This window comes from Paenibacillus sonchi (genome assembly GCF_016772475.1).
Taxonomy (GTDB): Bacteria; Bacillota; Bacilli; order Paenibacillales; family Paenibacillaceae; genus Paenibacillus_AQ; species Paenibacillus_AQ sonchi.
The window spans coordinates 6498894-6512786 of sequence record NZ_CP068595.1 but is presented as its reverse complement, the minus strand read 5'-3'; the positions used below and the strand labels follow the sequence as shown (position 1 = coordinate 6512786).

The following is a 13893-nucleotide window of genomic DNA, read 5'->3' as shown; positions in this document are numbered from 1 at the left end:
TGGAAAGTATATGTCACCACCGAGGACGGGCATAAGATCGATATCAGTGTTGAAGCGGGCCAGCACTAGGCAAGTCAAGAAACGGGCAACCCTGCCTGCATCTTGGCTTTTTTTAATAGAATAATTTCAAGGGAAGTATTACAATTAATCCATTATTGACCTCATAGGCCAATAAAAACAGCAAATGATTATAAAGGAGACGAGCTATGAAAGAGCACTTGGCAAAAAGAGGACATCCGGTTTTATTTTCACTCATGCTGGGCGTAGTACTGACACTGCTGGTATCGGTAGCTTCAGCGGCAGCGAGCATCATGGAGCTTGACGACACGGGGGTCCGCTTCGCCCAGGCGTGCGCTTTTTTCCTTATGGCCGTGATTGTTACGGTGTACATGAGCAGAAGCAGCAGGCCGCGTGGCAGCTACGGATTCAAAAGGTTCGATGGGGTAAAGGAAAAGCGTGCGCTTTATTACATTCCATTGCTGGTCATCGTGCTGATTCAGCCGGCCATGGCCGGGATTAACACCAGGCTTTCCTGGATCGAGGTGGGGAGTATTCTTCTGCTGACCGTCTGTGTCGGTTTTACAGAAGAAACGATTTTCCGGGGGATCATCCGGGAGAAGCTCCGGTTCAAGGGACCTGTATTTTATATTGTTTTTTCTTCAGTGTTTTTTGGCATCCTGCATATGGCCAATGCGCTGAACGGAACCGATCTTATACATATTGTTCTTCAAGTGATCAATGCGCTGCTGCTGGGCTGTATTCTGGCGCTGTTAATTGAAACAACGGACAACATCATTCCTTTGATTGCATTCCATTTTATTTATGATGCGTTTGCTATGGTTTGCAATGAAAATCCGGATATGGAAATTCCGGCAGTTGCTCTATTAAATATCCTGTATCTGCTGTATGGAATCTATCTAATTGCCGTGCTATTGCGGAGAAACAAAGCTCAGAGCTTGTCTATGTAAAAAAATAAAGCGGTCAGCAGACAGGAGTATTCCTGCGGGCTGGCCGTTTTTTCTGGACTTAGATTTTGGAAATGAAAACGCAACCAAAACGAACTAAACTTCAGCAATTCTTAGGCTTGGGAAGATCAGGCAAGGAAATGGCGAATTTTCAGGAAATAGGAGGGAATATACAGGCTTTTGAAGTTTTAAATTTTATCCTTTATGCGCTAGAATGTAGACATCACCACAGGAACCACCTAAGCAAAGATCAGGGGTTACCCGGGTGACTGTCTCATTCCTGAAATTTAGAAATGAATGTAGGAAAGGAGAGAATCCAATGTACTGAGTTAGCGAAGCATGCCGGAATCGGCTGCGGGTAGAAGGGTGGACGTGACAACATCTTTCGGCAGACCGTGGGGATGCGGGTAATCAAACAGCAAATCTTTAGTAAAGGAAAAAGCTATTCATTCAAGCAAGAGCCATCTTGCCGAAGAAAGAGCGTGATTCCGTTGAAAAAGGTTAGCGAAGCGTACAAATACGATATTCACAACAGGAAAAACGCCGGTGAAAACGTTTTTCGTGGAATCGTGTACGCGGGAATTCACCCCCATATGCAGGACATGGATTAATGCTCCGGACAGGAGAGTACGGGTAAAACAGTAAGTTAATATGAGAACAATTACCATGTCAGGGATATGGCTTGTTACTTGGAGGAAATGATAGAAATTGAATACAGGAGTCAGCACATAATCCCCGTTGCCTTATTACTTAAGGTTAACGGGGATTTATGCGTACATAGTGAGGATCAACCAAAGGAAACGGCGTGCACACAGGCATCTACAGCCAGTCGGGATTCACAAGCAGAGGCGCAATGTGTTCGCTGAAGACATCCGCAGGCGGATTGTTTTTGCCGCGCTTGTTATCCTGAGTCAGAACGACGACCATCTGTGGCTCCGGCAATACGTATACAAATTGTCCGGCATACCCCCTGGCGTAATAAAATTGCATGGCGGCTGGAGGCTCCCCGTCACTTGCAGCATGAGGATAGGAATCTGTCCACCAATGCCAGCCGTACCCTCCGCGGCGGGGAGCTTCTGCATGCATTGCCGTTGTCACTGAACGTGCAAGCCTCTCCCGCGAAATCAGCTGCGCCCCGTCCCAGCGCCCTTGCTGCAAATAGAGCTGTCCAAATTTCAACAGAGCTGACGGCCGCAGCTGAAGCCCGAATCCGCCTGTATGAATGCCTTGAGGATCAGCCTCCCATTGATATTCCTCAATTCCAAGCGGTCCGAACAAATATTGCTCGGCAAACCGTGCCGTAGTCATCCCCGAGGCTTGAACCAGAATGGCGGATAAGAGCTGCGATATGCCGGAGTTGTACTCCATGCGTGTCCCCGGAGTATCCGCGAGCGGCTGTTCCAGCACATATTCCACCCAATCGGGGGAGCGGGTCATCTTGGGGAAGGAATTCAGCCCGCCGAATTCACTCCAGCGGAAACCGGCAGACAGGGTCAGCAGATGTTCCAGGGTTATCTCCTGTTTGCGCGTGTCCGTGTCCCGGCGGAGCTGCGGGAAAAATTCGGCAACCCTTGACGAAGGGTCCGGCAGCAGCCCTTGATCCATTGCAATGCAGATCAGCGAGGAAAGCACGCTTTTGGTACAGGAGTTGATCTTGGCAATCCCGGAAGCGGTGCGGTCATCCCGGTAATGCTCAAATCTAAGCTCGCCCCGGGTGCTGATCAGGCAGCTTCTCAGATTCAGCGGGGCAATGGCTTGTTGTAATGTCATCTGATTCATCCGGCTCATCCTTTCATAAGACGTATCATACCATTGGTTCATATAATACCCCAATAGGCTTGCGGACAACCGGCATCATAGTAAAAGCTGCCCGGAGCACCTCCGGACAGCTTTGTATAATGAATTTCCAGTCGCACTGACAGCTTCAGGTGGAGAGCGTGTACGAAATGAATATTCTTGTTTTTAGCTTCATAGATCCTGATAAACAATATTTATAAGTTCGATCTTCAAGGTCTGGATGGCCTCTTCCCGGGGCAGCATAATGAACTTGGACAAATATTCGATATCTACCGAGAAAAGACTTAGGATATCCTCCATGGATTCTTTGTCACCGTTTTGCGCTTTTTTCACTGTTTCGACGAAATGATGAGATATTCCTTCAGGATTTCTAGCCCCTTGCGCTTCCATTTGCTAACCCCCTGTTGAGTCATATGTAACTCTCTCGCAACCTCGTGTTCCGCCATTCCTTCAATCACCGTTTTTTTAATGATATACCTGCATTTCTCCCAAGGAATCGTTTCCAGAAGCTCGTCCACAAACAGCTCTGAAATCACCATGGTCTCAAAGCTGCTGTCGGAGCCGCTGTCATACAGCTGATTGTCATACAGCGGGCTGCTTTCCCGAATCAGCTGAATGCGAGTTTTGTACTGGATTCTCCATGCTGAACGTTTTAACAGTTTTCTGCAGGTTTCAAGTAGCTCGTCATCATAGGTAATCATGACTACTCCCCCATTTCCAGTTTTGCAAAAATAGATTGGCCAGTGCAGCCTGTTCCCCCAGGCCTGATCCCCGTATGCCGCCGCAGAGTACAATGCAACTATAGTTGCACTCCCGCTTGCAGCTGCATGGCGGATCAACTGATTTCTCTCCTTATATAACAAGTAGAATATTCCATAGATTCCACAACTATCAAAAACATAAATTTACATGATTACTATTTTTATTCGAATAGTTGTAAAAATAATCTTTCAATTACCATTATTTACGATGGTAAATAAGATTCGATTGTCGAAATTTCATTTTTGGAGGCGATAGGGATGGAGGACTATTTTACACCGGAAATCATCAATACCATTCTTACTGTGCTGGTTATTCCGCTGCTGGGTTTAATGGCAAAAGCAATGGTGTCATATACCAGACGCGAAATAGCCCATCTGGAAGAAAAGATAGGAGCCGAGGCCGTGAACACGCTGCTGAACCGGGCAGGGGATGCGATTGAGTCCGCGGTGATTGCGGTGAACCAGACGTTCGTGGAGGCGCTGAAACAGCAGGGTTCTTTTGATGCGGCGGCGATGGAGAAGGCGTTCAAGCTGGCTAAAGAAAAGGCTATGGCCCTATTGGGGGAAACGGCCAAAACGGAGCTGAGCCTTATCCTCGGTGATCTCGAAGCCTGGATTGAAACCAAAATAGAAGTTTATGTGAACCGGAATAAACAGTTGTAAAAACCTGTCCGGATTTCCCTTTGATTAGTAAAGGAGGGGCAAATCTTCGCCAGGATCGATAGCTCATCACAAAAAAAGTTAGGGGATGCATGATGAAACATTCGAAAAGAAAAGTAAAGCATGTGCAGCAAGGAAGGTTAGGCATCATCACCAAATGGCTGTGCCTTTTGCTCCTGATCTTGTTGCTGGCTCCCGGGGCTGTGTTTGGATCAGGGAAAATGTTCCTGAACGGCCCGTCGGGTGCGGAGGCAGGAAAAGTGTATGCAGCGGTGTATGATACAGAATCTCCCGCTAAACAGACGGTCAGAAATTCAGTCTACCAATCCGTATATGATTCAGTGTACGGGCTGGACCCGACACTCGGAGTCATCCTGCACCACGGTGCCTATCAGATGAACCTGCTTGCCGTCCGTGATGTGGAAGGGTCAATGACCGCGGTGTCACCGCTGCTCCAGCAGATCCGATTGTCCCAGGCTTCGGGTGTCATTCCGGGCGGACGCGGGTTTATGCTTCCGCAGGTGGTAGCTGTCAAGGATCTGGCAGGCAACCCGCTTGCCGGGGTTCCTGTTACTTTTACAGCTTCTGAAGACAGCACGATCACAGCAGTTATGCGGGGGCTTAACAGCACTGGAATCACAGTTTTAACGGATGACAACGGGTATGCCTCTGCAGCCAACACTTTTACGGGTTATGCGGGGGAAGGGTATCAGGTCTACTCTAAGAGTACCGGTGTCATTAAGACACTGGATGTAAAAGCCACGGTCCCGGGTCTGCAGCCGGTCACCTTCAAGGTGGAAATCGGTGCCGTAGGCTCCAATCTGATCGATACCACGCCGCCCGCGATTATGGCAACGGCGCGAACCGATGCCGGAGCTCCTTACATTGCCGGAACATGGACCAACCATTCCGTGACGGTTCATTACTCGGCAACCGATACTTTATCCGCGATTAAATCGTTGACCCCCGATCAGAGCTTTACCGCTGAAGGAGCGGGGCAGATGGCAACGGGTAAAGCTGTCGACAGCGCAGCTTCGAGTGATGAGGATAAGAACCATTATTCCACCACGACCTTTGGACCCATTAACATTGATAAAAGCGCCCCGGTTACGACGGTAACTGCGCCGGGAGCGGAATCCGGCAGCTGGAGCCACGATAAGGTGCAGCTTCATTTGGCCGCAGAGGACCCGTATTCAGGTGTCGACTCCCTCTATTATAAGCTGGGTGAGAATGACGCCGTGAAAACGGCAGGCAGCAGTGCAGATGTTGAGATTAACCAAGAAGGAACAACTACGGTCACCTATTGGGCTGTGGATAAAACCGGGAATGCGGAAGCTGCCCAGACAGCAACCGTTAAAATCGATAAAAGCGGTCCGGTCATGTCCAGCATTCTTAGCCCTGAGGCGAATGCAAAAGGCTGGAACAGCACCGATGTTACGGTTTCCCTCACGGCCTCGGATGTAAACTCGGGGGTTAAGGAAATTCACTATACTCTGGGTGCAGCCGGAGAAGAGAAGATTGTTGCGGGAACAACGGCAACATTTGCTGTCCAGACTGAAGGGATCACGCCACTTGCGTTCTGGGCTGTAGACCAGGCAGGAAACAGTACTCCTGTACAAAAGACTGAAGTGAAGATAGACAAAACGGTTCCGGTAGTCACTGTACCGGCAGACATCACGATGGAGGCAAAGGGGATTCGAACGTCTGTCGATATTGGGCAAGCCTCCGTGAAGGATATTTCGGTCCCTGATGTATCCATCTCAAACGATGCCCCGGCGGATTATCCGATCGGAACAACAACCGTGAAATGGACTGCTGTGGACCCGGTAGGGAACACCTCCTCGCAGGTGCAGAAAATCACGGTGAAGGATACCACCAAGCCTGTGCTTACCGTGCAGGGGGATATTGTGGTTGAAGCGACTGCTGTAAAAACACCGGTTGTGGTCACCGGGGCATCGGCAACCGATATTTTCCCGGTCATTGTGGTCAATGATGCTCCGAAGGAATTCCCTATCGGCACGACAAAGGTCACATGGACGGCTACAGATGCGAACAGCAACGTTATTACAGCTACGCAAAAGGTAATTGTCGTCGATACGGTTAAGCCTGTACTGACGATACCTGCGAACATCACCAAGGAAGCTGAAGGCAGAAGAACTGCGGTTTTCATGGGTACGGCGACAGCGGAAGATATTTTTAAAGTGAATATCACCAATAATGCACCGGCAGACTTTCCGGTAGGGACGACCGAAGTCAGCTGGACGGCTAAAGACGAGAACGGGAATGTCTCTACAGCCAAGCAATTGATTACGGTTAAAGATACAACCAAGCCTGTAATGGTCATTCCGCAGGACATCACCATCGAGGCAACCAGTCCGCGGATGGAGCTGGAGATTGGAAAGGCTCAGGTTACAGATTTGTTCGATGTGCTGGTCATCAATAATGCCCCGGAATATTTTAAGGTAGGGGTTACCAAGGTGACCTGGACGGCTACTGACGAGCATGGCAATATCACGAGTGCGGATCAGAATGTTACCGTTATCGACAGTATTGACCCAGTGCTCACCGTGCCTAAGGATGTCTCAGCAGAAGCCACTGGAATCAAGACGCCGGTGGAACTGGGAGAGGCAACAGCTACGGATATTTTTAAGGTCATTGTTACCAATAATGCCCCGGATAGCTATACTGTCGGAAAAACGATCGTGACCTGGACAGCTACCGACGAGAATGGCAACGTCACCAAGAAAACGCAGACAGTTACCATTACTGATACCACCAAGCCGCTGGTTACGCTGCCAAGCGATAAGACGGCAGAAGCGACCGGGGAAAGAACAAAGGTAGACATCGGCAAGCCGGTGGTGACGGAAATATTCCCGGTGACCATTACCCATAATGCACCGGCGGATTTCCCGCTGGGAACGACGGAAGTGACCTGGACGGTTACCGATGAGAATGGCAATGCGACCATAGGCACGCAAAAGATCAAGATAGTAGATACGACTAAACCTAAGCTCACAGCGCCTGCGGATCTCACCGTAGAGGCGACGGCGGTCAGATCCAAAGTCTCCCTTGGCCAGCCCGTTGTGACAGATTTGTTCAAAGTTACTGTCATTAATGATGCGCCAATTGACTTTCCGGTAGGGGTTACCAAGGTGACCTGGATGGCTACGGATGCGAGCGGCAATGTGGCTATTAGCACACAGAATGTAAAGGTTATAGATTCTACCAATCCAAAACTCTATATGCCTGAGGATGTCCGGGTTGAAGCCACTGCCGTTAGAACACCGGTCCAGATTGGCATTGCCACGGCCACGGATATTTTTCCGGTTGTGATCACCAGCAATGCGCCGGCAGATTATCCGGTCGGTACGACTGAAGTCACCTGGACGGCCACGGATGCCAACGGAAATATGACAGCAGGCAAACAAAAAGTGACTGTGGTCGATACAACACTCCCGGTGCTGAAGGTTCCGGCAGATATCAGCACAGAAGCTACAGCGGTTAACACACCTGTCAACATTGGACAGGCGACGGCAACCGATTTGTTTGCAGTAACGATTACAAGCAATGCTCCGGCAAGCTATCCGCTGGGCAAAACGATTGTGACCTGGAAAGCCACCGACGCGAATGGCAATATCAGCAGCGAAACACAGACCATAACAATAGTAGATACAACCGCACCCTCAATCGCAGAAATCGCGGATCTGACGGTGGAGGCAAGCGGCCGGGAAACGCAGGTTCAGCTCGCGGTCCCGGAAGTAACGGATATTTTCGGAATTGCTGCCATGACTAGTGACGCTCCGGCTGCATTTCCTATCGGTGCTACAGAGGTGACTTGGACGGCTAAGGATAAGAACGGCAACCTGTCGACCCGCAAGCAGAAGGTTATTGTGGCGGATACGACAAAGCCGGTTCTGAGCGTGCCGGAGGATGTGCAGGCAGAGGCTTCAGCATTACAGACACCTGTCGAGATCGGGACGGCGACAGCGACGGATTTATTCGCTGTTACTGTAAAAAGCAATGCCCCTGCGTCCTATCCATTAGGCGTAACCGAAGTGATCTGGACAGCTACGGATGAGCATGGCAATGTGTCCACAGGCGTGCAGAAGATTACTGTGACAGATACCACGAAGCCGGTGCTGACTGTGCCGGAAGATCTGGAAGTGGAAGCCACGGCCGTGAAGACCCCTGTAAAGATCGGTCAAGCGGCAGCGACAGATATTTATAAAGTTACGATTACCAGTAACGCTCCGGAAGCCTATCTTTTGGGGGTAACGGAAGTCATTTGGACCGCGGCCGATGCGAACGGAAATGTGTCCACGAAGGTGCAGAAGATCAAGGTTGTAGATACGACGAAGCCGGTGCTCACCGTGCCGGAGGACCAGACTGTAGAAGCTACGGCGGTCAAGACTCCAGTGGAGATTGGTATGGCGGCGGTGACGGATATTTTCAAATATACTCTCGTAAATAATGCCCCGGAAGCCTATCCGCTGGGTACAACCGAGGTCACCTGGACGGCCACGGATGTGAACGGAAATGTGTCCACGATGGTGCAGAAGATCAAGGTCGTGGATACAACGAAGCCGGTGCTTACTGTGCCGGAGGACAAGACTGTAGAAGCCACGGCGGTCAAAACTCCAGTGGAGATTGGTCAGGCGTCGTCGTCGGATATTTTCAAATTTACGCTTGTAAATGATGCCCCGGAAGCTTATCCGCTGGGTACAACCGAGGTCACCTGGACGGCCACGGATGAGAACGGAAATGTGTCCACGAAGGTGCAGAAGATCAAGGTCGTGGATACGACGAAGCCGGTGCTCACCGTGCCGGAGGACAAGACTGTAGAAGCCACGGCGGTCAAGACTCCGGTGGAGATTGGCATGGCGGCGGCATCGGATATTTTCAAATTTACGCTTGTAAATGATGCCCCGGAAGCTTATCCGCTGGGTACAACCGAGGTCACCTGGACGGCCACGGATGTGAATGGCAATAAGACCACTGGGGTGCAGCGCATTACCGTTGTGGATACCACACAGCCAGTGCTGAAATTCAAAGGCTCCCTGAATCTGACCAAGGAAGCAACCGCCCTGGCAACGCCAGTGGAGCTGGAAGTGCCTGAGGTGCTGGAGCTGTTCCCATTCACATTAACTACAGATGCTCCAGGGTATGGCGATGAACATCCGGTCACTTCAGGGGATCACATCACAGCGAAGTTCCTGCTGGGAACAACAAAGGTCACCTGGACGGCTAAGGATGCCAACGGAAATGCCATGATTGGAATTGTAACGGTGACCATAACGGATACGGTCAAGCCCGTGCTCAAGCTGCCGGCAGACATCACTTTAGAAGCAACTGCAGTGAAGACACCGGTTGAGATTGGCCAAGCCACAGCAACAGATATCTATGATGTGACCGTCACCAGCAACGCTCCAGAGGATTACCCGCTGGGGACAACGGAAGTCACCTGGACGGCAAAAGATGCCAACGGCAATGTAACCACAGGCGTGCAGAAGATCACGGTGGTGGATACCACGAAACCGGGTCTGATCTTACCGGTTGATAAGACGGTCGAAGCGACCGCGCTGAAGACACCGGTGGAAATTGGCTTGGCGACAGGCACGGACATTTTCAAGGTAACCGTCACCAGCAACGCTCCAGAGGATTATGCGCTGGGCACTACAGAAGTGAAGTGGACGGCAACCGATGTCAACGGCAATGTAACCACAGGCGTGCAGAAGATCACGGTGGTGGATACCACGAAACCGGGTCTGATCTTACCGGTTGATAAGACGGTCGAGGCGACCGGACTCAAGACACCGGTGGAAATTGGCTTGGCGACAGGCACGGACATTTTCAAGGTAACCGTCACCAGCAACGCTCCAGAGGATTATGCGCTGGGCACTACAGAAGTGAAGTGGACGGCAACCGATGTCAACGGCAATGTAACCACAGGCGTGCAGAAGATCACGGTGGTGGATACCACGAAACCGGGTCTGATCTTACCGGTTGATAAGACGGTCGAGGCGACCGGGCTTAAGACTCCGGTGGAAATTGGCCAAGCAAAGGGAACGGACATTTTCAAAGTAACCGTCACCAGCAATGCTCCAGAGGATTATCCGCTGGGTACTACAGAAGTGAAATGGACAGCAACTGATGAGAACGGCAATGTAACCACAGGCGTGCAGAAGATCACAGTGGTGGATACAACGAAGCCGGTGCTGAAAGCACCAGCGGACATAGCTGCCGCAGCGACAGGGGTCAAAACTCCTGTATCCTTGGGTCAAGCCACAGTGAGCGATATTTTCGGATACACATTAGAGAATGATGCTCCTGCGGATGGTTTCCCGGTTGGAAAAACAGCTGTTACCTGGACCGCTACCGATGCGAACGGAAATGTATCTACGGCAGTCCAGTACGTAACCGTTACTCAGGTATTCAAAGTCCAATCGTATAACGGCAACAGAAACAGTGTCACAAGTAAGATTTCACCAAGAATCTCCTTCGAGAACACCAGCGGCAGCACCATTCAGCTCTCAAACATTAAGATCAGATATTACTACACCATTGATGGAGAGAAAATGCAGGGCTTCTATTCCGATTATTCACGGGTATCGGGGTCCAGCAGCAGAAACATTCTATCCTACACCGAGGGAAGCTTTCAAAAGACTGCAAGCAGGAACGGAAGCGATTATTATCTGGAGATCAGCTTCTCCAGCGGTGCCGGAAGCTTGAAGCCGGGTGAAAAAGTGCAAATCCAGTGCACGTTCTGGAAATCTAATTTTTCCGCCTATACACAGACTAACGATTATTCCTTCAACACATGGGCTACAGATTATACAGACACCAATAAAATCACGGTTTACTCCTCAGGCAAGCTGATTGCAGGTATGGAACCGTAAGCATGTAAGTGCATTATTGTAACAGCATCCAGGCTGCTGTCCGGCACAAATGGCTGCAGCCTGGAGTCTATATTCATTATTGAGAGATCAACCAGCTCCATTCCGGGGGTACGATATGCCAGATGACATGAACGAAATTCTTCAACGGTTGACCCGCGTAGAAACAAAGCTTGATATTATGAACAGCGCCAGGGATATCGCACTTGAAGCGATGCAGAGCAGTAAATCGGCGCATCTGCGTGTGGATGAGATGCGGGATGAGCTGGCCAGATTGAAGGTACGGCAAGGGGAGAGCCAGCGGTGGCTGGTGGGAACCATCATCAGCAGTGCCGGGCTATTTATTGCGGCTGCCGGGCTTTTGCTGAAAATAATAATCGGATAGCAGGAAAAGACAGCCAGATGTTGTGAAAAGGAGATGCTGGAGAATGGCCAAGGGGTTTGATTGCGCGGCACCGCTGACGAAGACATTAGCGAAGAAGTTCCGGGAGGGCGGATATGAATTCGCCTGCCGTTACCTCGTGCCGTCGGGCTGGAAAAGACTTACCAAGTCAGAGGCAGCGGCCATCAGCGCAGGCGGACTGCAAATAGTCTCTGTGTTTGAGACGACCGCTAACCGTGCGCTGGGCGGCCGCGCTGCGGGTCTGACTGACGGGGCGGCCGCTGCTCAAACGGCGCTGGCTGTAGGACAGCCTGCAGGAAGCCGGATCTACTTTGCCGTAGATTTCGATGCTTCAGCGAAGCAGATGGACACGATAATTCAGTATCTTAAGGCAGCAGGTGAAGCCGCCCGGAATTTTCGGACTGGCGTTTACGGCAGCGCGGCGGTTGTTGAGGCAGCGATGGCGGCCAAAGCCTGCACAGGGTTCTGGCAGACCTATGCCTGGAGCAAGGGCCGGAAGGCGGAGGGGATTCACATCTATCAGTACGACAATGGCCCCAAAGGGCTGGGGCAGCCGATTTATGGTGTGAATGTGGATTTGAATCAGTCCAGCGGCGATGTGGGGTGGTGGAACACGCTGACTACGATCCAACAGCCGGACGGCTGCGCCGGGGAGGTGAATGATTACATGCTGAATAAGGAGGATGCCAACAAGATCATTGCCTTCATTCAAGCCGCCTACATGGCTGCAGGCAGTGCGGAGTCCAGAACAGAATTCCACCGCCTGGCAGATGAACTGCGCAAAGCATCGGGACAGGCAGTGGACGGGGAGAAGTAGGAGGCTGGCGTTTATTTGTTAGTATTTATCTTTTATCAGACTATAAAAAGAAAGAGGTTAACCCATGGACGATACTTTAGGAGTGTATATTTCACTATATGGAGTTAAACCAAACGGAGAGGATCAATCCGCAAATATTAATCTGGCGCTTGCTTCGGGCAACACTAAATTTATTTTTCCAAAAGGCATCATAAGAGTCGATAAAAAAATTCAAATTAATAATCGGGCTGTAGAATTTATCGGCCACAACAACGGAAGAAGTCAGGAGAACGCAACCATTCTTGAGTTTTATGGAGAAGGTGAGTTTATTAGTCTTGGAAATTCATCTACTCCTGGTTTCTCTGGTCAACAGGGATTTACTTTAAGACAGATTTCTCTAATCTATAAAGGCTCAAGTAGAGGCAATCTAAAAAACCCGTTCGCTGTGAGTGCATCAAACGGATGGTATGGAACAGGAACCTATGGAATACGAGATTGGAGAGGCGGAGGAATAAAGTTAATTGATGCTCAAATTGAACACTTTGAATACGGGGTATGGGGTACTCAAAGTGATATCAACCGGTTTAACAATCTCCAGCTTTTTTATAATAAGTGTGCAATTTATATGGAAGAAAAAAGCGACCAGTTTCTAGGCGAAGGGCTATATACTTTCGGTAACGATAATACGATTACTATGGTGAATTGTACGGGAGGAAGGTTCTTAAATTGTCAATTTGTTAAGGAAGGTTCTCAAGGCACCTATCCGGTTGAGCTTAACGGATGTTTCTCCATGCTGTTTGCCGGAAACTGGTATGAATCCACAGGGAATTATGGGGCAACCGTTCCTGCGTATATTAGGCTGGGCGCAAGTTCAGAATGTAGAAATATTGTAATTCGGTCAAGCACATTAGCTGTTGGTGATAAAATAAACGGGACCGTACCACAAGTGAACTATTTTATAGAAGTTGTTACAGGCAGATCAATAGTGATAGATGAGGCAGGCGGCTATCTAAGAAATTTAAAAAAATTAGTGGGCTTTTCAGGAGGATCTTCAATCCAAGATGTATATGTTAAGTTAGCTAATACGGTTCCCTATTCTGATGGGAAATACCATGACGAGAACGGGACTGGAAGAGCAGCTATTTTAATTGAGCAACACGATGAGAACGGCAAAACTGTAATGGGGCTAACCAGAACAAAAGCTCAAGCTGGTTCGGTTCAACGTTTAACAGGCGGCTTATGGACAAGGATCGCATTAGATAAAAGCGCCTTTGATGAGCTTGGTGAATTTGATAACGTCAACTATCAATGGACAGCAAAACATACCGGATACTATCGCATTACATCGCTGCAGATGACAGGTGTTCAACAGGCTGGAAATAGACTTCAGCTTGCTTTATTTTTAAATACGGGTGATTCAACGGGTGGAACACCTTGGACTTTTCTGGATGACCGAACGAGTCCGGTTACAGGAGGGGGAGCCGTATCCGGTTCAGTAGAAGTAAAAGTTAATGCAGGGTATAAAATTGATTTAAGAATGTTATCTACTAATGACACAACTTTGCTGGGCGGAAGTTCTAATTATTTGATTATTACTCGGATTTAGTTCGAAATCAGT

At 49.6% G+C, this 13893-nt stretch carries 9 protein-coding genes; 6 read left to right on the top strand and 3 right to left on the bottom strand.

The window, feature by feature from the left end; translation table 11 throughout:
• Positions 1-206: 206 nt before the first annotated feature.
• The gene (locus tag JI735_RS29265; RefSeq protein WP_039835190.1) at positions 207-968 is read left to right on the top strand and encodes a CPBP family intramembrane glutamic endopeptidase; all 762 of its coding nucleotides are present in this window, start codon (positions 207-209) and stop codon (positions 966-968) included.
• An 816-nt stretch (positions 969-1784) separates the two neighbouring features.
• Here JI735_RS29265 and JI735_RS29260 read toward each other — a convergent pair.
• From JI735_RS29260 to JI735_RS29250, 3 genes are all read right to left on the bottom strand, one after another.
• Positions 1785-2744 carry a serine hydrolase domain-containing protein gene (locus JI735_RS29260; RefSeq protein WP_039835188.1) on the bottom strand — a complete coding sequence of 320 codons (960 nt, stop codon included), beginning with the start codon at positions 2742-2744 and terminating at the stop codon, positions 1785-1787.
• A gap of 189 nt (positions 2745-2933) precedes the next feature.
• Entirely contained in the window at positions 2934-3095 is a 162-nt protein-coding gene (locus tag JI735_RS29255) for a helix-turn-helix domain-containing protein (protein ID WP_020428542.1), read from the bottom strand.
• The gene (locus JI735_RS29250; RefSeq protein WP_233476106.1) at positions 3092-3601 is read right to left on the bottom strand and encodes a sigma-70 family RNA polymerase sigma factor; all 510 of its coding nucleotides are present in this window, start codon (positions 3599-3601) and stop codon (positions 3092-3094) included. Before JI735_RS29250 ends, JI735_RS29255 begins: the two co-directional genes overlap by 4 nt.
• A 180-nt stretch (positions 3602-3781) precedes the next feature.
• Between JI735_RS29250 and JI735_RS29245 the strand changes: the two genes are divergently transcribed.
• The 5 genes from JI735_RS29245 (at position 3782) to JI735_RS29225 (ending at position 13881) form a co-directional block, all read left to right on the top strand.
• On the top strand, positions 3782-4186 hold the full coding sequence (locus JI735_RS29245; RefSeq protein WP_039835187.1) for a hypothetical protein: 405 nt from the start codon (positions 3782-3784) through the stop codon (positions 4184-4186).
• A gap of 92 nt (positions 4187-4278) precedes the next feature.
• Complete coding sequence (locus JI735_RS29240; protein ID WP_202676690.1) at positions 4279-11079, top strand: HYR domain-containing protein; 6801 nt, start codon at positions 4279-4281, stop codon at positions 11077-11079.
• 127 nt (positions 11080-11206) lie between these two features.
• A complete protein-coding gene (locus JI735_RS29235) occupies positions 11207-11461 on the top strand; it encodes a hemolysin XhlA (protein ID WP_211270503.1) in 255 nt (84 codons plus the stop codon).
• A 43-nt stretch (positions 11462-11504) separates the two neighbouring features.
• On the top strand, positions 11505-12296 hold the full coding sequence (locus tag JI735_RS29230; RefSeq protein ID WP_039837816.1) for a DUF1906 domain-containing protein: 792 nt from the start codon (positions 11505-11507) through the stop codon (positions 12294-12296).
• A 64-nt stretch (positions 12297-12360) separates the two neighbouring features.
• Complete coding sequence (locus JI735_RS29225; protein ID WP_039837815.1) at positions 12361-13881, top strand: hypothetical protein; 1521 nt, start codon at positions 12361-12363, stop codon at positions 13879-13881.
• Positions 13882-13893: the final 12 nt, after the last annotated feature.

Excerpts from the sequence above, each read along its gene's own strand:
- JI735_RS29265 (WP_039835190.1), top strand. The coding sequence starts at position 207 with ATGAAAGAGCACTTGGCAAAAAGAGGACATCCGGTTTTATTTTCACTC.
- JI735_RS29260 (WP_039835188.1), bottom strand. The coding sequence starts at position 2,744 with ATGAATCAGATGACATTACAACAAGCCATTGCCCCGCTGAATCTGAGA.
- JI735_RS29245 (WP_039835187.1), top strand. The coding sequence starts at position 3,782 with ATGGAGGACTATTTTACACCGGAAATCATCAATACCATTCTTACTGTG.
- JI735_RS29240 (WP_202676690.1), top strand. The coding sequence starts at position 4,279 with ATGAAACATTCGAAAAGAAAAGTAAAGCATGTGCAGCAAGGAAGGTTA.
- JI735_RS29235 (WP_211270503.1), top strand. The coding sequence starts at position 11,207 with ATGAACGAAATTCTTCAACGGTTGACCCGCGTAGAAACAAAGCTTGAT.
- JI735_RS29230 (WP_039837816.1), top strand. The coding sequence starts at position 11,505 with ATGGCCAAGGGGTTTGATTGCGCGGCACCGCTGACGAAGACATTAGCG.
- JI735_RS29225 (WP_039837815.1), top strand. The coding sequence starts at position 12,361 with ATGGACGATACTTTAGGAGTGTATATTTCACTATATGGAGTTAAACCA.